Genomic DNA, 21,781 nt, shown 5'->3' with positions numbered 1-21,781 from the left:
CCATGAGCGAAAAACTCGTCATCATCGGCAACGGCATGGCCCCCGGGCGCATGCTGGAGCATCTCTTGGAGCAGGCGCCGGGCCGCTACCAGGTCACCATCTTCAACGCCGAGCCCAGGGTGAACTACGACCGCATCATGCTGTCGCCGGTTCTGTCGGGCGAAAAAGCCTATGAGGAGATCATCATCCATGGCGACGGCTGGTACATCGCCAACGGCATCACCCTCTACAAGGGCCACAAGATCGTCGCCATCGACCGCGCGGCCAAGACCGTCACCTCCGATCACGGCGTCACCGAACCCTACGACAAGCTGGTGATCGCCACTGGCTCGGTGCCGTTCATCATCCCGGTCCCCGGCCATGACATGCCCGGCGTACTCACCTATCGCGACCTCGACGATGTGCAGGCGATGCTGCTCGCCGCCCAGTCGCGGGCCAAGGCCGTGGTCATCGGCGGCGGCCTGCTCGGGCTGGAGGCGGCTGCGGGCCTGAACGCGCAAGGCATGGACGTCACCGTGCTGCATGTCATGCCGACGCTGATGGAGCGCCAGCTCGATCCGGCCGCCGGCTACCTGCTGCGGCGCGCCGTCGAGCAGCGCGGCATCAAGGTCATCACCAAGGCCAACACGCAGGCGATCACCGGCAACGGCAAGGTGGAGCAGGTGGAACTCGCCGACGGCACTGTCATTCCGGCGACGCTGGTCGTCATGGCGGTCGGCATCAGGCCGAATTCGGCACTGGCAAAAGAGGCCTGCATCGCCGTCAATCGCGGCATCGTCGTCGACGCCGGCATGCGCAGCAACGACCCCGACATCTACGCGCTCGGCGAATGCGCCGAGGTCAACGGCATGGTCTACGGGCTGGTGGCGCCGCTCTACGAGATGGCGCGCGTCGCGGCCAGCCAGCTTGCCGGCGACGAGGCTGCGGCCTTCGTCCATATGGACACGCCGACCAAGCTCAAGGTCACCGGCATCGACCTGTTCTCGCTCGGCGACTTCGCCGAGGGCGAGGATCGCCAGGAGATCGTGCTGCGCGACGCCGCCGCCGGCGTCTACAAGCGCCTGGTTCTCAAGGACGACCGTATCATCGGCACGGTGCTCTATGGCGAGACGGCCGACGGCGCCTGGTTCAACGACCTGAAGAAGAAGCAGACCGACATATCGGAGATGCGCGACACGCTGATCTTCGGACAGTCCTACCAGGGGGGTGCCCCGCTGGACCCTATGGCGGCCGTTGCAGCCTTGCCGGATGATGCGGAAATCTGCGGCTGCAACGGCGTTTGCAAGGGAAAGATCACCGGCGCGATCACGGCCAAGGGCCTGACCTCGCTCGACGACGTGCGCGCCCACACCAAGGCGTCCGCCTCCTGCGGCTCCTGCACCGGGCTGGTCGAGAAGCTGATGGTGCTGACCATCGGCGACCAGTACAACCCGGCCGCAGTGCAGCCGATGTGCTCCTGCACCACGCTCGGCCATGACGAGGTGCGCCGGCTGATCAAGGCCAAGAGCCTGAAGACCATTCCCGCCGTCATGCAGGAGCTGGAATGGCAGACCTCCTGCGGCTGCGCCAAATGCCGGCCGGCACTCAACTACTACCTCGTCTGCGACTGGCCGAACGACTACGCCGACGACTACCAGTCGCGCTTCATCAACGAGCGCGTCCACGCCAACATCCAGAAGGACGGCACCTATTCGGTGGTGCCGCGCATGTGGGGCGGGGTGACCAGCGCATCCGAACTGCGCGCCATCGCCGACGTCGTCGACAAGTTCGAGATCCCGATGGTCAAGGTCACCGGCGGCCAGCGCATCGACATGCTGGGCATCCGCAAGGAGGATTTGCCGGCGGTGTGGGCAGATCTCGGCCAGGCCGGCTTCGTCTCCGGCCATGCCTACGCCAAGGGCCTGCGCACGGTGAAGACCTGCGTCGGTTCCGACTGGTGCCGCTTCGGCACGCAGGATTCGACCGGTCTCGGCATCCGCATCGAAAAGTTCATGTGGGGCTCGTGGACGCCGGCCAAGGTCAAGATGGCGGTGTCGGGCTGCCCCAGAAACTGCGCCGAGGCGACCTGCAAGGATGTCGGCGTCATCTGCGTCGATAGTGGCTACGAGATCCACTTCGCCGGAGCCGCCGGCCTCGACATCAAGGGCACTGAAGTGCTCGGCCTGGTCAGGACCGAGGATGAGGCGCTGGAGCATATCGTGGCGCTGACGCAGATGTATCGCGAGCAGGGCCGCTATCTCGAGCGCATCTACAAATGGGCCAAGCGCATCGGCATCCCCGAGATCAAGCGCCAGATCATGGACGATGCCGAGAAGCGCAAGGCCTATTACGAGCGCTTCGTCTTCTCGCAGAAATTCGCTCAGGTCGACCCATGGTCGGAGCGCGTCTCCGGCAAGGACAAGCACGAATTCCGACCGATGGCGTCGGTGGGGTTTGCCGAGGCGGCGGAGTGAGCATGATGAACTGGATTGCTATTGGTTCCATCTCCGACATCCCCCGCCGCGGCGCGCGTTGCGTTGCCACGCCCGAGGGCAAGATCGCCGTCTTCCGCACCGCCGATGACCAGGTCTATGCCATTGACGACCACTGCCCGCACAAGGGCGGGCCGCTCAGCCAGGGCATCGTCCATGGCGCAGCGGTGACCTGTCCGCTGCACAACTGGGTCATTTCGCTGGAGACGGGTAAGGCGCTCGGCGCCGACGAGGGCGTGGTGCGCACCATCCCGGTGAAAATCGACGGCGAGCGTCTGTTCATCGCGCTGGAAGCGCTGGCCAGCCGCGCGGCCTGAAACATGGAGATCGACGCAGCGCGCGAGGTGAGGACCACCTGCCCCTATTGCGGGGTGGGTTGCGGCGTGCTGGCGAAGGTCGCCGCGGACGGGCAGGTGTCGGTCCGCGGCGATCCTGATCACCCTGCGAATTTCGGTCGGCTCTGTTCCAAGGGCTCCGCACTTGCCGAGACCATCGACCTCGACGGCAGGCTGCTCCATCCGGAGATCGACGGCCGCCGCGTCGGCTGGGACGAGGCGCTCGACCGCGTCGCCTCGACTTTCTCGCAGACCATCGCCGAGCACGGCCCCGACGCGGTCGCCTTCTATGTCTCGGGACAGCTGTTGACCGAGGATTATTACGTCGCCAACAAGCTGATGAAGGGTTTTGTCGGCTCGGCCAACATCGACACCAACTCGCGCCTCTGCATGGCCTCTTCGGTCGCCGGCCACCGCCGCGCCTTCGGCTCCGACACGGTGCCGGGCACCTACGAGGATCTCGAGCTTGCCGATTTGATCGTGCTGGTTGGCTCCAACCTCGCCTGGTGCCATCCCGTGCTCTACCAGCGCATCGCGGCGGCGCGCGAAAAGCGGCCCGAGATGAAGATCGTGCTGGTCGACCCGCGCCGCACCATGACCGCCGACATCGCCGACCTGCATCTGGCGATCGCGCCGGATGGCGACGTTGCCTTGTTCACCGGGCTGCTCGCCTATCTCGGCCAGCACAATGCGCTGGACCGCGCCTATATCGCCGAGCACACGACCGGCTTCGGCCAAGCCCTTTCTGCCGCTTCGAAGCTCGAGCTTGCCGGCATCGCAGAAGCCACGGGCCTCGGCGAGGACGAGCTTGGCCGCTTCTACAGCCTGTTTGCCCGGACAGAAAAGACCGTGACCGTCTACAGCCAGGGCGTGAACCAGTCGTCCTCGGGCACCGACAAGGTCAACGCCATCATCAACTGCCATCTCGCCACCGGTCGCATCGGCAAGCCCGGGGCAGGGCCGTTTTCGGTCACCGGACAGCCCAACGCCATGGGCGGCCGCGAAGTCGGCGGCATGGCCAACATGCTCGCCGCCCATATGGAGATCGAAAACCCCGCGCACAGAGCGCGCGTGCGCCGCTTCTGGACTGCACCCGCCCTCGCCGAAAAGCCCGGCCTGAAGGCAGTCGACATGTTCAAGGCAGTGGCCGATGGGCGCATCAGGGCACTGTGGATCATGGCCACCAACCCGGTCGATTCCATGCCGGACGCCGATGCCGTCGAGGCGGCGATCAAGGCCTGCCCCTTCGTCGTGGTCTCGGACGTGCTGGCGAATACCGACACCGTCCGCCACGCCCATGTCCGCCTGCCCGCAACCGCCTGGGGTGAGAAGGACGGCACCGTCACCAATTCGGAGCGCCGCATCTCGCGCCAGCGGGCCTTTTTGCCCGCGCCCGGCGAGGCGCGACCCGATTGGTGGATCGTCGCTGAGGTGGGCAAGCGGATGGGGTTTGGCGAGGCGTTTGCGCACGCGACGCCGGCGGGGATTTTTGCGGAGCACGCGGCGCTATCGGGCCTCGAGAATGATGGCACGCGGGATTTCGACATCGGCGCCTATGCCGGCATCGATGGAGAAGACTACGACACGCTGGCGCCTTTCCAATGGCCAGCGGCGAGCCAAGGTTCCCCACCCACCACCCGCTTCTTCGCCAACGGCAACTTCTACACCCCCGACCGCAAGGCGCGCTTCATCCCCATCCGCCCCGTCGTGGAAACCCGCACGGACGAGAAATTCCCGCTGGTCCTCAACACCGGCCGCGTCCGCGACCACTGGCACACCATGACGCGCACCGGCAAAAGCCCGCGCCTGTCCCAGCACATCGCCGAGCCCTTCGTCGAAATCCACCCGGCGGATGCGCAGCTCTTTGGCATCGGCGATGCCGACATCGTGCGCATCTCCAGCCCGCACGGCGAGGTGCTGGTGCGCGCGCTGGTGACACCCCGCCAGCGCAGGGGCAGCCTGTTTGCGCCGATGCACTGGACCGACCAGTTTGCCGCAAAGGGCCGGCTCGACGCGCTGACGGCGTCGCTCACCGATCCCGTTTCCGGCCAGCCGGCCTTGAAACATGTCGCGGTGCGCATCGAGAAATTCGCCGCAAAAGCCTTCGGCTTTGCGGTTATGCGAGAGCGCCCGGCATCGGTTGCCGCGACCTATTGGGTCGTGGCCAAATGCCGGGGCGGCTGGCGGGTCGAGCTCGCTTTCGCCGACGACAACATGGGTTGGGCGGACTTTGCCGCATCATTGTTTGGCGCACCACCGACATCTGACACGCTCGCCTATCACGACCGCGACGGCGGCCAGCATCGCATCGCCGCCTTCGACGGCGAGCATCTGGCAGGCGCGCTGTTCGTGGCACCCGGCCCGGTCGCGGTGTCGCGCGGCTGGGCGGCCGAGCAACTCGAGGAGGTTCACGCCGGCCAGCGCGAGCGCTTCCGCATCGTCGCCGGCCGTGCCGGCGCCGAGCGGCCGGATGCCGGCGCCACCGTCTGCTCCTGCTTCAGCGTCGGCGCCAACCAGATCGCGGCGGCGGTGGCGGCTGGCTGCACGACCGTCGCGTCCATCGGCGAGACGTTGAAGGCCGGCACCAATTGCGGCTCCTGCCGCGCTGAAATCCGCGCGATCATCGAGGCGAGGCGGGTGCAGGCGGCGGAGTAAGGGGCGCAGCGCAGGCTTTTTAGCCTTCCTGACGCGTCGCCCTTTGAAGGCTGGCAGGCATGGGTGATGAAGCTACTGCGATCGCCCAGGCTGCCAAACTGTCGAGCTCTCGCCCAGCGGCCAATTGGCGCCTCGCCCTGCGTCCGACCCGTGGCCTGCCTCAATGACCCCGACCATCGCGCGCGTGAATTCAACCACGCTGTTTGCCGTGACGGCTGCCTTGTCGGGACTTTGCCCAATCTGCTCGGCGGCTCCGCAACATGACAGGCGGATGAGATCGTAGTGCAGATCTCTCTCGTCGTCCGGCAACGCCGCCAAAGTCAGGGCGCGGCAGTGGATCATCCGCAGCAACTGTGCCAGTGCTGTTTCGACACTCATGCGTTTTGCTCCGCATCGCTCGAACGTCCCGGCCAGAGGGCCGCTGGGACGTCGATCGGAGGTTGGTTCCTGCCCCCAATGCCGAAAGGCTGCATGACAGCCGTTAATATATCGTTGATCGCTAATATATTTGCCGGCTTGACGGCTTGCTTGCCGCAGCTGCCGTCGCCGGCCGAAATCCGGTAGGTAACGAACCGTGCGAAGCGGCGACTTACGCTGCAAACTCCGCCCAGTAGCCGCAGTCAGCAACGATGGCGCGTGAAACCAAAAGCTAACTGAAAAACAATCATTCGATGGAAAGATGGCTGTTCCGCCGACAGTATCGGCGAGCCGGCAAGAGTTGGTACTGACCATAAAATGGAAAGGACTGCGTTGTGTCGATGCTCAAGGGAAGATTCTTCGCCTTTCGCCGCAGCATGATCCTGCTGGTTGTTTCCGCAATCGGCGTGTTGCCGGCATTCGCCCTGGAGCCAGCCAAATATCCGGAGCCGCCCGACACAGTCGCCTTCAAGGTTGAGAAAAACGGGGAATCGATCCCGGTCACATTGCGGCAGCTGGAAAAGCTCGATCTTTACAGCGTCTCCACCCCAAGTCCCTTCGAAAAGGGGCAGCTTAAGTTTCAGGGTGTCTTGTTTCGGGATGTGCTCAAGCTGATCGGATTGGACGGCGAGGGATCCGTCGTGCTGCGGGCACAGGACGACTATGTGCAGACAATCCCGAAGGAAGACTGGACCGAAGGTCCTCTTCTTCTTGCAACGCGCCAGGACGGCCAGCTGCTGACAAGGCGCACGCAAGGTCCCACGCGGCTGATCTACCCTCTCGACGACCATCCGGCGTTTGATACGCCGGTTCACAAACCGCGATGGATCTGGTTGATAAAGACGATCGCGCCAGGCAATTGAACCCCAGCGTGACGTCCAGCCATGTGGTTTAGAAGCACAGCCTGGCGGGTTCCTGCAACCTACGCGGCCGCGGCCGCGTCGGCAGCCATCTGCTCAGCCGCCCTGATAGCGGTGCTCTTCACGAGCATCAGCAGGATAGAGTTGGCGATGCCGCGTTTCGGCTTCTTCGCCATTCGCGAGTTCCACATTGCAATACGCGACGTGACGCATCTGCGGGATATGATTTCGCTTGCCCAGACGGCTCCCAAATCACCGGAAAGCCTTGAGCAATTGTCGACCGCGAACGACCTGGTCTACATCCGTTTCGAGCGCATCGACGGCGGCGACACCATCAGCGAAATCCCCGCCTACGCTGGTATCGTGCCGCGGGTCAACGACGCGGTGAAGCAGCTTGACGCTGTCATCGCGGCCGGCGTGCCTCTAAACGAAAACAGCCTGAAGGAAGTGGGAGTTGAGCTCGACCAGATCGTCGCTCGCATGAACGATGAATACTACAAATATGGGGAGGAAGTTAACGTCGATCTCTATTCGGCGGAGAAGAACCTGAACAGGTTCAATCACCAGATTGCCTTTGCCTTGACCGTCTTGTCGGCGCTCGCGATAGGAACCGCCGTGTTGCTGATCGGTCGTCGCGAGACGATCAGGAAACTCGAATTCCTCGCCTGGCAGGACGCGACGACGGAGTTGAAGAACCGCGCCTGGATGTCCGCCAACCGGGACGGGCTGCTGGAGCGGGCAAGGCTGACTGGCAAGGAACTGCGGCTGTTCCTGATAGACCTCGACCATTTCAAGAGCGTCAACGACACGTTCGGCCATCACATCGGCGATCTGCTGCTGAAAGCCGTTGCCGAAACCCTGCAGTCGGTCGAACGTCCCGGTGAAGTGGCCGCTGTCCGTTTGGGAGGAGACGAGTTCGCCATCATGGCGATCGGGGACAGGCACTCGGCGGATTTGGGACATCGGCTTCGCGAGCAGTTGAACCGCTTTGCTGATCTGGACGGCCACCAGGTGCGCATTGGCGCCAGCATCGGCATGGCGTCCTTCCCGGATCATGGTTCGGATATCTCCACCTTGCTGCGCAATGCAGACAGCGCCCTTTATGTCGCGAAAGCGGAGGGACGATCCGGGTTCGTGACCTACTCGCCCGCGATCCTCAGCCAGATCGACGTCCAGCTCGGCGAGGAAGCGGCGATCAAGCGAGCGCTCAATGGCGATGAGTATTTCCTGGTCTGGCAACCGCAATTCGAATTGGCGACCGGGCGTATGATCGGCGCCGAAGCCCTGGTCCGCTGGCGCGACCGCGTTTCGGGAGCGGTTCGCTTGCCTGACTCATTCATTCCGACAGCGGAACGGAGTGATTTGATATTGGAAATCGACAAGACCGTGCTGAGCAAGGCCTGCGCGCAGGCAGCGCAGTGGATGTCGATTTCCGCCGACGATTTCATTTGCGCGGTCAATGCTTCGGGCAAAAGCCTGCAGGACGATGCATTCTACATCCACCTCGTCGACGTGCTGCGGCAAACGGGATTACCGCCGTCGCGGCTGCAGCTGGAGATAACGGAAGGGGTGTTCATCCACAGCAGAGACGCTTTGGACAATTTGTCGAAAATCCGGAACCTCGGCGTCAGTTTGGCGCTCGACGATTTCGGATCCGGATATTCGAGTTTCGGCTACCTTGCCGACATTGATCTCAATCGACTGAAGATCGATCGATCGTTCCTGAACGATCTGGAATCGTCCATCAAGAAGCAGGACGTGGTCCGAGGGGTCATCGCGTTGGCCAATTCGCTTGGCCTGGTCGTCATGGCCGAAGGCGTGGAAACGGAAGGGCAGTTGGCTTTCCTGATCGCCGAACAATGCCACGGCGCCCAGGGGTTTTTCATGTCGGAACCCATCGACGTGAAATTGCTGACAAATCACCTGACCGCGCGGCGCGGCAGCCTCAAAGCCAAGGCCAGGTCCAGGCTGAACCTCTCGGCCTGATCATTGAGATACGAAATAGCTAGAAGCGATTTCTCTCGCAAGGGAACGACAATGGTCGAGCGGCCTGATCGCTTTGGGAAAAGGTGGGAGACATACGAGGAGCATTACGCGTGGTTCGGCCTATTGGCAGGGCGCTCCGTGAGCGGGTTATGCCGTCATTGAAAAGGGCGGCGGCTCATTGGGAAGGAAAGGTCGATTTTGAGATAAGAGATTCCTGCACAAGCTTCGATTTTTTTGGAGAGCGTGCGTCGACAATTCCTACAATCTCAATTTCTGTCCATGCGCCGAACGGCCACAGCACTTGGCTCATCGAGAGTTCAGAGGTGGATACTATTTCTTTCGGTGGGTTATTTGGTGAGCAACAAGCCATACCGCTACACAAATTCACAGACAGAAAGATAGAAGAGTTCTTCGAACACGTGATCGATGCATCGTTGAACCCGCCTCCAAAGCCGCCTCCACGTCCTATGTGCCTTCCACTTTTCTCATTTCAGATTTAGGTCAGTTGGGCTTTCGCTACAGACAGCCGCTGACAATCCCTGGCGGGATCGGCGCCTTAATAGGTATCGCTGCTATGGCAATCATAATCGCCATTTGGGGCAGGTAGCTTGATTGAAAAAAGAAGCTTTGGCTGGGGTTCTTGGAAGCTTTTCGAACTTTCTGGGTCGCGCCTCAGCCCGAATTGCGTGCGCTTATAGGACACCTTGGGACATTAGATTCGGTTTTAGAAAAAATTTGACGAGGCATCGACTTTCTGGCGCGTGCCCTCCCTGGTCGTGAACGTCAGCACGAATCCCCCCGGCCGAAAGCTAGTGCCCATCCTCTGTGATCCGCCAATCGGCATCCAACGCAAGGTATCACTCATAAAAATCGTCGAAATTGATCGGCATGGAGAATCCGACCTTCACACGGTCCATGATGACCATCGTCTTGAAACCCTTAATGTCAGGGTTCTCGTAAAAGAATTTCCGCGTGAAGGCCTCGTAGTCTTCCATGCTTCGGGATGTCACTATGAGGACGAAATCCGATTCCCCGGTCACATAGTATCCGTTCATCACTTCAGGCGTCTGGCGGATCGATTGCTTAAAACGGTCGACAATGTCAGCCCGTTCGCGCTCGAGCGAAACCAGCACTAACATCGCAACAGGCCGGCCGACCATTTTAGGTTTCACGATCGAGACGTCAGCTTCGATCACACCCTCGTCACGAAGCCGCTTGAGACGACGCTGGACTGCCGTTGCCGAGAGTCCGACCATCTGACCAAGCTCTTCCGTGCTGGAGCGGTTGTGGGTTTGCAGGATGCTGAGCAAGCGCGAATCCAGCCGATCGAGCTTCAGGGATGTTCGCATATTTTCCTCGTTTGGATCTAAAGTATGCAGCAAGACTGCGAAACCACAACTAGATAAGCCGAAAATCCTCGTCTTATGTCCATAGCCTTAGCTCATGAACGTTGTCGTCGAGAACGGAAGACAAAACACCGCAGCGAAGGCGCAACCAGCGCTCGCCCGGTTCAATGTCCGGGGCTTCTGCGCTCGCAGTTCTTCATTGGCGGAGTCTGGAAGCGTGCAGCCGAAGAAATGGAGAACGCCGATCCGGCGACGGGACGGGAAATCTCCCGGGGCGCGATCAGCAACGGGACGCCGCAGTCGCTGCGGCCAAAAAGGTTTCAACACAGCCTTGGCATTTCATGGACCTGAAGGCCGCTTGAGGATCCGAGGATGACAACTACTGCTGATATCGCTGAAATGGACCGCCGCTCGGTTCTGCATCCCTTCACTTATTTGAAAGATTTCGCTTCTGGCATGATTGAGCCAACAATCGTGGAAACCGGCAAAGGTGTCCGCATCCAAGACGCCAGCGGGCGGGAATATATCGATGGCTTCGCAGGGCTCTATTGCGTCAATATCGGTTATGGCCGCACTGAAGTCGCGGAGGCCATTGCACGCCAAGCCTACAAGCTGGCGTACTATCACTCTTATGCGGCACACACGACCGAAGAACTCGCCCGCCTGTCAGACCGGCTCGTCAGGATGGCGCCGGGCAAGATGTCGAAAGTCTTCTACGGGCTTTCTGGGTCTGACGCGAATGAGACGCAGGCCAAGATCGTTTGGTATTTCAACAATCTGTGCGGCAGGCCGAAGAAGAAGAAGATCATAACTCGCGAGCGCGGCTATCACGGCTGCTCGGTGCTGTCTGGCTCGATGACGGGACTGAGTTTTTATCACGATCATATGGATCTGCCTATTTCCGGCATCCTGCGCACAGGTGTACCGCATTTCTATCGCGGCGCCCTGCCGGGCGAAACGGAGGAAGCCTTCTCGCAACGCCGTGCAGATGAGCTGGAAGCGCTGATCGTTGCCGAAGGACCAGATACCGTCGCCGCTTTCATAGCCGAGCCGGTGCTCGGGACTGGCGGGATCACGCCCCCGCCAGCCGGCTATTGGGCCAAGATCCAGGGCGTATTGAAGAAATACGATGTGCTGTTGATCGCCGACGAGGTGATTTGCGGTTTCGGCCGGACCGGGGCCATGTTCGGCTCAGATCTCTACGGGATGGAACCTGATCTGGTTACCGTCGCCAAGGGGCTGACTTCCGCCTACGCACCGCTGTCGGCTTCTATCATCTCCGAGGAGATCTATAGGGTCATGGAGGAGGCCACACCCAGGATCGGCTCCTTCTCGCATGGCTACACCTATTCGGGGCATCCGATCGGGGCGGCGGCAGCGAATGCGGTGCTCGACATTGTCGAGCGTGAGGATCTCCCCGGGCAAGCTGCTAGCAAGGGGGCCTATCTTCTCAAGTGCCTTAAGGCGGCATTCGAGCAGAATCCGATTGTCGGAGAAGTGCGCGGCGTCGGCATGATGGCCGCCGTCGAATTCGTTGCCGACCGCGAGACCAAAGAGGCATTTGACCCAGCCCTGAAGGTCGGGGGGCGCATCGCTCAGGCGGCGCGCGACCGCAATCTTATTGCCCGTGCCATGCCGCATGGAGACATCCTAGGGTTTGCGCCGCCCCTTGTTATGACGGAATCCGAAATCGATGAGATGGTCTCGATCGCCAAGGCTGCCGTAAACGAGGTCGTGCAAACGATCGAAGGCTAAAGGCGCCGAGCAACGGTTGAGTGGTGGAAATGGCACGCATGGAAGACGCCTCGACAATGTCGCCTGTTCTGAAAGTTCACGAACTTCGCAAAGCCTTTGGTGCGACCAGCGTTCTCAATGGGGTGAGCTTCCGGATGCAGCAGGGCGAGGTCATTTCCCTCGTTGGCTCGTCTGGGTCAGGAAAGAGCACCGCTCTACGATGCATTAATTTCCTGGAGACCCCGAGTTCGGGTGAGATTGAGGTGATGGGCGACACTATTTCCGCGGTCCAGAATGAACGTCACAAAACGGAAATCGTCAACGCGGCTAATATCCAAGTTTTTCGCCGCCGCATCGGCATGGTGTTTCAGAGCTTCAATTTGTGGCCGCATCGAACCGTGCTCGGAAATGTAACCGAAGCATTGATCTACGTCCTGCGGAGGGACAAGCGGGAAGCAGAAGAAACAGCGCTTTCCGCACTCTCGAAGGTTGGCATGGCCGACTTCAGCCACCGCTATCCAAGCCAGCTTTCGGGCGGCCAGCAGCAGCGTGTGGCAATCGCGCGGGTCCTGGCGATGCGGCCCAAACTTATGCTTTTTGATGAACCGACCTCCGCGCTTGATCCCGAACTGGTCGGCGAGGTCTTGAAGGTCATCAGAACGCTTGCCGGCGAGGGGGCGACCATTCTCCTCGTCACGCATGAAATGAGGTTCGCACGGGAGGTGTCGAACCGAATGATATTCCTGCACAAAGGTACCGTTGAGCAGGATGCTTCGCCGGAAGAACTGTTTTGCAATCCCGCATCCGAGGCGGTGAATCGGTTTCTTTCCAGCGTTATCTCAACCGCCGCCTGATGGTGGCCATCAACCAAAAGCAAAAAGGGGAAATTGCATGCGTACTAAGAACACACTTCGCTCAGTTTTCGCATCCTGCCTTGTCCTGACGGCGGCAATGGGGTTCGCACGGGCCGACGATGGCGTTTTGCGCGTCGGCACCGAAGGCGATGCGCCGCAGTTCAGCATGGCCGATGCCAACGGCAACGTCACCGGGTTCGACGCAGATATCGCCAACGGCATCTGCGCTGAACTTAAGGTTAAGTGCAAATTCGTGGTTCAGACGTTCAGTTCGCTGGTTCCGTCGATGGACAAGGATCGCTTCGACATCATCATCTCGGGTCTCGGCATCACCAACGAGAGAATGAAGAAGATCGACTACTCCATCCCATACGCAACCACGCCCCAATACTTTGTGGTCCCCAAGGATTCTCCGTTCGTCGGGCTGAAGACCCTTCCGGAAATTGAAAAGGCGCTGGCTGGAAAGACCATAGGTGTAGTGAACGGCACTACCTACGCTCAGTTCATCAAGAAACATATTCCGACCGCAGACTTGAAGACCTACGACGCCACCACTCAGCAGAATTCGGACCTTGCGACAGGCCGGCTCGACGCCGCCTTTGGGGATTCCCCGACCTGGGTTGACTTTCTCGGCTCCCCGGACGGAGCTAACTTTGCCCGCATCGACGTCAAGGTCACCGGGGCCGACGATCACGAAGCGCTAGGTTATGGCATGGGTGTCGGCCTGCGCAAGGGCAATACCGAGCTCAAGACCAAGCTGGACGCTGCGCTCTGCGACATGATCAACAGCGGCCAGGTAAAGGCGGCCTCGGAAAACTGGTTCAAGGACGACTACACCATACCGTGCAAGAAGTGATCATTCGAGAGTCAACAGATCGTCGCGGCAGTGCCGCGACGATCCCGGGATTTTTTCATGCTGAACGATATCTGGGTGCTGATGGTGGAGAAGGGCTGGACCCTTGCACTGCTGCGTGGCGCCGGCGTTACGATCCTGATTGGTGTTCTTGGCGTGGTTATAGGGCTGGCGGCGGCGATACCGCTTGCCATTCTCCGTTGGCGCCGCCTGCCTGTCCTGTCTCAGCTTGTCGACGCCTACAGCATCGTCATTCGCGGCGTTCCGGGACTGCTGGTCATCTATCTCCTGTTTTTCGGCTCGGTCGATTGGGTGCAGAAAATCGCCTCCGCATTCGGCTATGCCGACAGCGCCGACAACGCTTATCCATTCATTGTCGGCATCATCGCAATCGCCGCCATCTCATGCGCATACTCGGTAGAAGTCATACGAGGCGCACTGCAGGCCGTTCCCGTCGGTCTGCTGGAAGCGGCTCGTTCGCTTTCGTTGTCGCCACGCTTGACCTTCTTTCGCGTGACACTGCCGCTCGCCCTCAGATTGGCGTTGGGGGGGATCAATAACGTATGGCAGATGACGATCAAGGATACGTCGCTCGTATCCGTCGTCGGCATGCAGGAACTGATGCGTACAGCAGCGGTCGCCGCGGGCATCACGCGTTCGCCGCTTCTGTTCTATTGCCTGGCGGCAGCTATGTTCTTTGCCATGACTGCGGTGAGCCAACTTCTGTTCAATCGCGCTGAAAAATACTTCAATCGCGGCTTCAATAGAGATTAAAATGGATTTGAGCATCATCACATATGCGGTTCCATTTCTCCTCGTCGGCGCGAAGACAACTCTGCTGATTGCACTAATCGGAGTCGGAATAGGATTACCATTCGGCATTCTTGTGGCAACAGCCCGCACATCTAACGCCGGCATGATCCGGAGATGCGCCGATTTCTATTGCGCGGTGTTCAGGGGCACCCCGATGCTCGTGCAGATATTCGTGATTTATTATGGCCTAGCTCAGATAGGTTTCGTACGCCATAACGCGATCCTCTGGTGGCTGATCGGCGACAGTCTGCATGCTGCCGTCCTCGCCGTGATTCTCAACACAGGTGCCTATACGGCGGAAATTTTCCGCACTGCTCTCCTCTCGCTGCCGCGTGGGCTGATCGAGGCGGCGGAGGCTTGCGGCATGTCCCCGTGGGTGATCTTCCAGCGTATCAAGTTCCCCCTGGCGCTGCGGCAGGCCTTGCCTTCCTACAGCACTGAGGTCGCCGTTATCGTCAAGGAATCAAGCCTTGCTTCCACCATAACGGTGCTTGAAATCACCGGCTATGCCAAACGCCTGATGAGCGAGACATTTGCCATCATGGAAATCTTCGTCATCACCGCTGTCTTTTATCTCGTGATCAACGTCGTCTGTCTAACTGCTCTGAATGTCATCGAGAGACGCCTGTCTTTCGAGTCGTCCGCACGCTGAGAGGTGCCCTATGTCAAAGCTTACCTTTGTCGACCAGAAAAATCTCCCCGAACCCAGGAAAGGGGTACCACTGCCGGAACGACGCGTGGAAGGCGACCCCCGTTTTCTGACTTGGGATATCGCTCAAACCGCCGACGGCCAGGTGCAAGCCGGGGTATGGGAGGTTACGCCTGGCGCCTATCGTTCCGTCAAGGGCGAGACCTTCGAATTCTGCTACATCCTTTCGGGGGTTTCGGAACTCATTGAGGATGGATTCGAGCCACGTCGAATCTCAGCAGGCGATGCCTTCGTCATGCACCCCGGATTCACGGGGGTCTGGCGGGTGATCGAAACGACGCGAAAGCTCTGGGTCTCCCGCGATTGAGCGGGATACGTCCGAGCTGATTGAACCAAAGATGCACACCATGAGTATCGATCCCGCGAGCCGATTCAAATCCTTGCCGTATTGGTGGGACGACTGCGCTTTTGCTCCCTTGCCGGTGCGGCCGGTGGTCCCTCGATGCGATGTCGCCATCGTCGGGGGTGGCTACGCGGGCCTTTCCGCAGCCATCGAGCTTGCGAGGGCTGGGCGCAGCGTTCAGCTTTTCGACCGGTTGCCGATAGGGCAAGCCGCATCCAGCCGCAACGGCGGCATGGCGAGCGGCAGCATCAGGCCGGGCCGTAAAGAGTTGATCAGGAGGTTTGGAGAAGCTCGCGCCAACGGCATCTTGATGGAGGGGAAGGCTGCCCGGGAGGATCTTTGGAGCTTCCTTCAAGAGGAGGAGGTGGACTGTGAGTTTTTCCTGTCTGGCCTTTTCGATGGAGCGATCAATCGGCACGAATGTGACGAACTGAGCCGCCACGCCGAATTATTGCAACGTTTTCTCGGGATTGAGGCGTTTTCAGTCCCCCGCGCGGACGTATCGCGTTACATCGGAACCGACTTCTACGCTGGCGGTTTCGTGCGCATGGATATTGGTGGGCTGCATCCCGCCAAGCTGCTTTCCGGCATACTGCGAATCGCCCAGACGACAGATGCGGTCATCCATGAGAACACCGCGGTTCTGGGGACGAGTGCTGAGGTGGGCGGGGTGCGTGTCGCCACATCGCGCGGCGAGGTGTTCGCCAAGAAGGTGCTGGTATGCACCAATGCCTATACTGACGGCTTCGATCCCTGGCTTCGCCGTCGTCTCGTGCCCGTGCGCAGCCGCATCGTCGCCACTGAGCCCCTGGGTGACGGCGTTATGGAGCGCCTGATGCCCAAGCGCATGATGTACGGCGACACGAGGCAGCTCAGCTACTACTACCGTCCATCGCCGGACGGCTCGCGCATTCTCTTTGGCGGGCGCGACGGCACGACGGAAGGCGACCCGCTTGCCCCCACCACACATCTGCGCTCCGAACTTGGCCGCATATTCCCCGAATTGGCGGGCATCGGTCTTACGCATAGCTGGTTCGGCCAGGTTGCGATGAACCGAGACATGATTCCACGCATGTTTTCTTCGGGAGACACGGTCTACGCCACCGGCTTCTGCGGCTCCGGCGTGGTCTGGGCGCGCTGGCTCGGCAAGAAGGCAGCCTTCAAACTTCTTGGCGAGACGGAGAAGGCGCGATCGGCCTTCGATTTCGATCCTGCGCCCAAGGCAGTGCCCTTCTACCGGGGCAGGCCTTGGTTCATCCCGATCGTCTATTCACTCTACACGTGGAAGGACAAACGCGCCATGTTCCGACGGAATGGAAGACAAGCGCGGTCATGACCTTTCTTCCCCTGTGATCGCACTGAGTAGCACACCCGACCATCGCTCTCCGTTGCCGGCAAGTCGAGCGACCGCCACGTTCAGCCCAAGTTATCCGACGAAACCGCCCCGCAGAAGCAAGGGGATGACCGTCAAAGCCTCGCAAGGCCGGGTCATCAATTGGTCTTGTTGGGCCTTCTCTTGGTCAAGGATATCGCTGAGCAGCTTGTGCGCCTCGTCATGCCCGAGATCCTGTGCCCATTACCGCAAAGAGGCCGTTCACGTCGCGCCGCGCAAGTCAGCTTCGGTCCAAAGCGGTCGCTTTACGGTTCTACAATTAGGGATCGACTGGGGTTCCTGAACGCTTATCGAACTTGCTGTCTCGCGCCGAGCCCAGAAATCCGGCATCTGTTCGATGAACTCGAGCAAATCAGGCTGGCTGCGTAGCGGAGGTGTTGCCGCCGCCTGTTCAGTTTCAGAGAACTGGGTAGAGGGGGGCGCTGAAAACAGACTTTCTCCGTTTTTCGGGACGACCAACTCGCCATTTTGATTGGTCGCATAGCTGTCATAGGCTGGGCCAACGCACTGTTCCACCACCCCGGCAGTCCTAAGCTGTTCCTTCGGTATCGCTGCCCGAGAGTGCGGGAGGTGAGCATTGCTTGGCGCTCGGCATCAAAGCGACAGTTCCGTCATCCTTGATGACAAGATTGGTGCCGCTGATGCGGCCGTATCTGCGAACTCCTTCCGCGAGTTTTATCGACGGCTGCTGGATCCCGAGACGCCCACGGCGGACGCTGGTGAGGTCAGTCGTTTTCATTTCAGCGCAACTAGTTCTATAGTCCGTCGGGGATGGGCCAGATCGATGGACCGCAAGCTTTCCGCCATTCTCGCCGCCGATGTTGTGGGCTATTCCACCCAGATGGAGCGCGACGAGGCCGGCACGTTCGAGCGCCTTCGTGCTGGACGCAAGGAACTGTTCGAGCCCGAGATTGCCCGCCACCACGGCCGCATCTTCAAGCTGATAGGCGATGGACTGCTGGCCGAATTCGGCAGCGTCGTGGACGCGGTCGAATGTGCCGTGTCGTTGCAGCGCGGCCTGGTGGAACGCAACGCCGCCGTTTCCGAAGATCATCGGATTCGCGTCAGGATCGGGATCAATCTCGGCGAGGTGATTGTCGAGGGCGAGGACCGGTATGGCGAGGGCGTCAACGTCGCTGCCAGGCTTCAACAGCTAGCGCAACCTGGCGGCATCTGCGTCTCAGGAAAGGTCGCCAAAGAGGTCGAGAAGAAGTTGGCTTTCGGCTTTGAGCCGATGGGCGAACAGAAGCTGAAGAACATCGCCGAACCGGTGAAGGTATACAGGGTACAGCTCGATCCCGCGGTGGCGGGAAAGCCTGGGGATGATGTCAATCAACACCCACGCTTCTGGCGCAATCTGGCCGTCTCTGTTGCGGTCTTGGTTGTCGCAGTCGGCCTTGCAGCAGCGTGGTGGCGACCGTGGGAGCCGACGATTCGGCCCGCCGCTTTGGAGGCCAACGCGAAAGCCGACGCCCGGCCATCCCTCGTCGTGCTTCCATTTGACAATCTCAGCGACGACAAGGCGCAAGGCTATCTGGCAGACGGTTTCACCGAAGACCTGACCACAGAACTTGCACGCATACCCGGCTTGTTCGTCGTGTCGCGAAACGCGGCTTCCGCCTACAAGGGCAAGGAGACTAAACCCGCAGAGGTCGCCGCAGCGCTTGGTGTCCGGTACATGCTGGAGGGCTCGATACGTCGGGTCGGCGACGACATGCGTATCAACGCTCAATTGGTCGACGGCTCGACCACCGGTCATCTCTGGGCGGAACGTTTCGACGGCCAGTGGGCGGATGTCTTTGCGCTACAGGACAAGGTCGTCGCCAGCATCGCAGGCGCGCTCAAGCTCCGTCTCGTCAGCGCCCAAGGTAAGGCAGACTTCGCAGGAGGCACGCGCAATCCCGCAGCCTACGAAGCTTACCTCATGGGCATGGAAATCTATAATCGTCGCAATACTCCAGAGGAGTTTGCGCAGGCGGTGAGGTTATTCCAGCAGGCGCTGGAACTCGATCCGAATTTCGGCGCGGCGGCAGCATCGCTCGCATGGGCCTATTGGGAGATGGACGGGCCGCGGGTCAAGGCTTTGGCAGTCTCGGACATTATCGCGATTTACAACGTCTACAAGTACCTGGAGCAGGCGGCCAAGCATCCTTCGCCCTCCTACTATCAGCTCGTCGCCAGTTTGCTGGTTCGCGAGCACCGGTCCGATGAGGCAGTCGCGGTTATGTTCAAGGCAGTGGCGCTCGACCCGAGCGATCCCCTGAACTATGTCGGGCTGGCAGAGGCCCTGAGTTTCAATGGCAGGCCGAACGAGGCGCGCGACTATCTCGACGCGGCCAACCGTGTCGACCCAGGCGGCAATGACCATCGGCACTACCAGACTGGGCTGGCTGCATTTGGCCAGGGTCGTTTCGAGGAAGCCGTCGACTACCTTGAAAGGATCGATCTCCAATCGCCCGATCCATGGCCGAAATTCTACGGCCTGCAGGTATTGGTTTCGGCCTACGCACATCTCGGGCGCAGTGACAAGGTCGCCGCCTATAGCGACAGGCTAAGGAACGTCATGTTGGAACGAAAGGATGGAGGGGCAAATCAGCTGGTTACGCAGAGGTATTTTGTGTTCAAGAACCCGGCTGACATCGTGCGCCTGCTGGACGGCCTGGACAAGGCCGGTGTGCCGGAGTTGCCAGAACAGCTTGATTTGGATGCGAAGGACCGGCTTACCGGTTCGGAGATCAGGTCGCTCATCCTCGGTCGTGACCTGCGTGGGGGAGGCGCATGGATAGATAAAGGAACCAGTTGGGTGCAGGAGAACTTCCTGTGCGACGCTATTCCGAAAGTTCAGACAACCTGCGGCGCGATCTTCCGCAATCCTGCCGGGACGCCGGGGCGGGGCCAAGAGTATACGGCAGTTTTCCGTTTTGATCGTTTTGAGTTTTCGACCATCAAATGAGACCATTTGAGAATCGCCTCCCCAGTGTTCGGCGCGAATTCGGCGTTTGGTCAGATGCGGCAGCCCGTCGACAATGGAGGTCAGGACGCTTTATCCACGTTTCTGCCGTCGAGCGCGCTGGTCTTTCGGCAACCGTTTGACATCCTTGTGGAAACGGCTGCAGCGGCCGCGCATTGAGGAAACGCGAGCGCCAAACTTCGAAATCTGAGATTTGGCTGGGGAACCTGGATTCGAACCAGGACTAACGGAGTCAGAGTATGTTTTTCGGTATTGATTTTATTGAGTAATTTGGCGCTTGTTGCTTGCATGTTGCTATCGGAATGAATCGCAACATATCGCAATGGTTGTTAGGCGAGGAGTGCAGCCGCAGCGCTATCCATGGCGCCAGCGTCGTCGCCCTTCGGAAATAGATGCGAATAGGTGTTGAGCGTCACCTGAATAGAGCTATGACCCATCCGCTCCTGCACTAACTTGGCCGGTAAGCCGAGGCCGCCGTCTTCAGGGCGGTTGATGCACCATGACGCGTAGAAATGGCGCAGGGCATGAAGGCCGGAGTATTTCGGCTCTAGCATAGGCTTGCCCTCGGAGTCCTCTTCCCCCGTCTCAGTTGTGATGCCTGCCGCAAGCAGCGCGGGATAGAACCAGCGCTTGGTGATATTCGCGTAGAACTCAACATTGCCCGTGCCGGACGGGAACACCAAGCCAAGCGTTCCGGCTGGACAATCATTTTTCCATTCCTTCAGCTCTCTCACCAGGTCGACGGGCAGGGGAATTGTTCTGCGGCCTTTCGATGATTTTGGGGATCCGATTTCATGGTAGGCGTCGGCCCGCTGGCGCACCGTGACGCTTGCCTTGTCGAGGCTCACATCGGACCAACGTATGCCGCGTAGCGATTGGACTGCACGGCTTTTCACCCAGCAAGGTCGCTGGCAACGTCCTGAAGTTCCATGCCCCTCTTGTCCGGCCGGCACGCGATCGGTATGGCGCCACCATGACCGGCCCAACCGGAACGACTGTGAGCGACCATAGTTTTCGTGTCGTCTACCCGGCGTTCTAGCCAGCGCCGGATAGGCGCGTCTTCGGGATGGGTAGAGTGGTGGTCCCGCCGATAAGGTCAGCGCTTAGCGAAGTCGTTGAACGTGATCTGAATGCTGTTCTCGCTCGCGAAGTCGATCGCGGCATTGTAGCTATGCTGTATTCCGGCCAGTACATGGCCGTCGTTGGCAATCTGATCCCAAACCAAGAACGCAGCAGCCGCGACGAGGATTAAGAGAATCGGTCGCATCGGACACCTCCCTTCAGAGAGGAACTAGGCGGGCTGAAGGTTCCAGACAGCGTGCTTGCGCATCCTTAAGACGAGAAGGCGGGTCGCCGCAAACGGTGTCATGACGAGGAACGCCATCGCGACGCTGACGAGGAACGACAACAGACAGAATGCGCTGGGGACGTAACAAACGGCTTCCATAACCTAACCCCTTCAACCATCGTTAACCTGATGGCCTCCTCCGCCCGCTCCCTAAGCATGATCCTGCTTCAGGAGAAATACAAGCACATGCTAATACACGATAGCGAGATGAGCCGACGAGAACGCGCGCTGGCGGAGCGTCCCGGCCGCGGGGCCGGAACGCCTAGGCAATGGCTGGTCTGCTCCACAACGGGTCATTCGCCGCTGGCACCAGAATTGCAGTGTCAGAAGCGCCGGGTGTGTTGGGGCCCGGCAATTGGGGCGGCTGGGGCCTCGCCGCTTCGCAAATGAAGCGGCGAGGTTTTTCATTCAGCCGAGCTGCGACGGGAAGAAAGCACCAAGCGGCAATAGACGGTCGCCCACACAGCGTTTGCCTAGTATCCACAGGCGACGGGCCGATCGGTAAAATTGTCCGGGTTCCGTTAAGGTCTTCCGCATTGGCGCCGGCTCATGGTCTCGATGTTGCCTAGCAACGAAGCCCGCTGCCGCCCCAACAAGCCCACCCCCAGGCAGCGGGCTTTTTCCCCTTCGTGGCTTATGTTTTCGGGGTTTGCAGCCGCGCTGGCGGGGCTTCTCCGGCGGCGGTTCCATCAA

Annotated in this window: 17 protein-coding genes; 13 read left to right on the top strand and 4 right to left on the bottom strand. The window is 60.1% G+C overall.

Annotated features, from left to right (window positions below):
- The first annotated feature begins 2 nt into the window (after positions 1 to 2).
- The 3 genes from nirB to AC1RUK_RS14215 are packed head-to-tail and all read left to right on the top strand — an operon-like array spanning position 3 to position 5,461.
- A complete protein-coding gene (nirB, locus tag AC1RUK_RS14225) occupies positions 3 to 2,453 on the top strand; it encodes a nitrite reductase large subunit NirB (protein ID WP_481835120.1) in 2,451 nt (816 codons plus the stop codon).
- A gap of 5 nt (positions 2,454 to 2,458) precedes the next feature.
- Complete coding sequence (nirD, locus tag AC1RUK_RS14220; RefSeq protein WP_436175169.1) at positions 2,459 to 2,788, top strand: nitrite reductase small subunit NirD; 330 nt, start codon at positions 2,459 to 2,461, stop codon at positions 2,786 to 2,788.
- A gap of 3 nt (positions 2,789 to 2,791) precedes the next feature.
- On the top strand, positions 2,792 to 5,461 hold the full coding sequence (locus tag AC1RUK_RS14215; RefSeq protein WP_481835121.1) for a nitrate reductase: 2,670 nt from the start codon (positions 2,792 to 2,794) through the stop codon (positions 5,459 to 5,461).
- 72 nt (positions 5,462 to 5,533) lie between these two features.
- On the opposite strand, the gene AC1RUK_RS14210 is transcribed toward AC1RUK_RS14215, so the two are convergent.
- Positions 5,534 to 5,839 (bottom strand): hypothetical protein, encoded by a 306-nt coding sequence (locus tag AC1RUK_RS14210; protein ID WP_481835122.1) that lies wholly within the window; start codon positions 5,837 to 5,839, stop codon positions 5,534 to 5,536.
- Positions 5,840 to 6,219: 380 nt separating this feature from the next.
- On the opposite strand from AC1RUK_RS14210, the gene AC1RUK_RS14205 reads away from it, so the two are divergent.
- Both AC1RUK_RS14205 and AC1RUK_RS14200 read left to right on the top strand, forming a co-directional pair.
- Positions 6,220 to 6,741, top strand: a complete 522-nt coding sequence (locus tag AC1RUK_RS14205) for a putative pterin-binding protein (RefSeq protein WP_436175170.1) — start codon at positions 6,220 to 6,222, stop codon at positions 6,739 to 6,741.
- A gap of 147 nt (positions 6,742 to 6,888) precedes the next feature.
- On the top strand, positions 6,889 to 8,724 hold the full coding sequence (locus tag AC1RUK_RS14200; protein WP_481835123.1) for a putative bifunctional diguanylate cyclase/phosphodiesterase: 1,836 nt from the start codon (positions 6,889 to 6,891) through the stop codon (positions 8,722 to 8,724).
- Positions 8,725 to 9,581: 857 nt separating this feature from the next.
- Here AC1RUK_RS14200 and AC1RUK_RS14195 read toward each other — a convergent pair.
- Positions 9,582 to 10,061 (bottom strand): Lrp/AsnC family transcriptional regulator, encoded by a 480-nt coding sequence (locus tag AC1RUK_RS14195; RefSeq protein WP_436175171.1) that lies wholly within the window; start codon positions 10,059 to 10,061, stop codon positions 9,582 to 9,584.
- A 381-nt stretch (positions 10,062 to 10,442) separates the two neighbouring features.
- On the opposite strand from AC1RUK_RS14195, the gene AC1RUK_RS14190 reads away from it, so the two are divergent.
- The 8 genes from AC1RUK_RS14190 to AC1RUK_RS14155 all read left to right on the top strand — a co-directional run bounded on the left by AC1RUK_RS14190 (position 10,443) and on the right by AC1RUK_RS14155 (position 19,722).
- Complete coding sequence (locus AC1RUK_RS14190) at positions 10,443 to 11,825, top strand: aspartate aminotransferase family protein (RefSeq protein WP_436174506.1); 1,383 nt, start codon at positions 10,443 to 10,445, stop codon at positions 11,823 to 11,825.
- A gap of 56 nt (positions 11,826 to 11,881) precedes the next feature.
- A complete protein-coding gene (locus AC1RUK_RS14185; protein WP_481839506.1) occupies positions 11,882 to 12,658 on the top strand; it encodes an amino acid ABC transporter ATP-binding protein in 777 nt (258 codons plus the stop codon).
- Positions 12,659 to 12,695: 37 nt separating this feature from the next.
- Positions 12,696 to 13,514, top strand: coding sequence for a transporter substrate-binding domain-containing protein (locus tag AC1RUK_RS14180; protein WP_481835124.1), 819 nt, complete (start codon positions 12,696 to 12,698; stop codon positions 13,512 to 13,514).
- A 57-nt stretch (positions 13,515 to 13,571) separates the two neighbouring features.
- A complete protein-coding gene (locus AC1RUK_RS14175; protein ID WP_481835125.1) occupies positions 13,572 to 14,285 on the top strand; it encodes an ABC transporter permease subunit in 714 nt (237 codons plus the stop codon).
- Position 14,286: 1 nt separating this feature from the next.
- The gene (locus AC1RUK_RS14170) at positions 14,287 to 14,976 is read left to right on the top strand and encodes an ABC transporter permease (protein WP_481835126.1); all 690 of its coding nucleotides are present in this window, start codon (positions 14,287 to 14,289) and stop codon (positions 14,974 to 14,976) included.
- A 10-nt stretch (positions 14,977 to 14,986) separates the two neighbouring features.
- Entirely contained in the window at positions 14,987 to 15,340 is a 354-nt protein-coding gene (locus tag AC1RUK_RS14165; protein ID WP_436174510.1) for a cupin domain-containing protein, read from the top strand.
- A gap of 40 nt (positions 15,341 to 15,380) precedes the next feature.
- Complete coding sequence (locus AC1RUK_RS14160; protein ID WP_481835127.1) at positions 15,381 to 16,712, top strand: NAD(P)/FAD-dependent oxidoreductase; 1,332 nt, start codon at positions 15,381 to 15,383, stop codon at positions 16,710 to 16,712.
- A gap of 841 nt (positions 16,713 to 17,553) precedes the next feature.
- Positions 17,554 to 19,722 (top strand): tetratricopeptide repeat protein, encoded by a 2,169-nt coding sequence (locus AC1RUK_RS14155; RefSeq protein ID WP_436174512.1) that lies wholly within the window; start codon positions 17,554 to 17,556, stop codon positions 19,720 to 19,722.
- 347 nt (positions 19,723 to 20,069) lie between these two features.
- Here the strand turns inward: AC1RUK_RS14155 and AC1RUK_RS14150 are convergent, their stop codons facing one another.
- Together AC1RUK_RS14150 and AC1RUK_RS14145 are read right to left on the bottom strand one after the other, a co-directional pair.
- Complete coding sequence (locus AC1RUK_RS14150; RefSeq protein WP_481835128.1) at positions 20,070 to 20,588, bottom strand: tyrosine-type recombinase/integrase; 519 nt, start codon at positions 20,586 to 20,588, stop codon at positions 20,070 to 20,072.
- Between the two features lie 248 nt (positions 20,589 to 20,836).
- Positions 20,837 to 21,007, bottom strand: coding sequence for a hypothetical protein (locus tag AC1RUK_RS14145; RefSeq protein WP_436174514.1), 171 nt, complete (start codon positions 21,005 to 21,007; stop codon positions 20,837 to 20,839).
- Between the last annotated feature and the right edge of the window lie 774 nt (positions 21,008 to 21,781).

This window comes from Mesorhizobium monacense (assembly GCF_056781675.1).
This window is presented reverse-complemented; position numbering and strand designations above follow the sequence as displayed.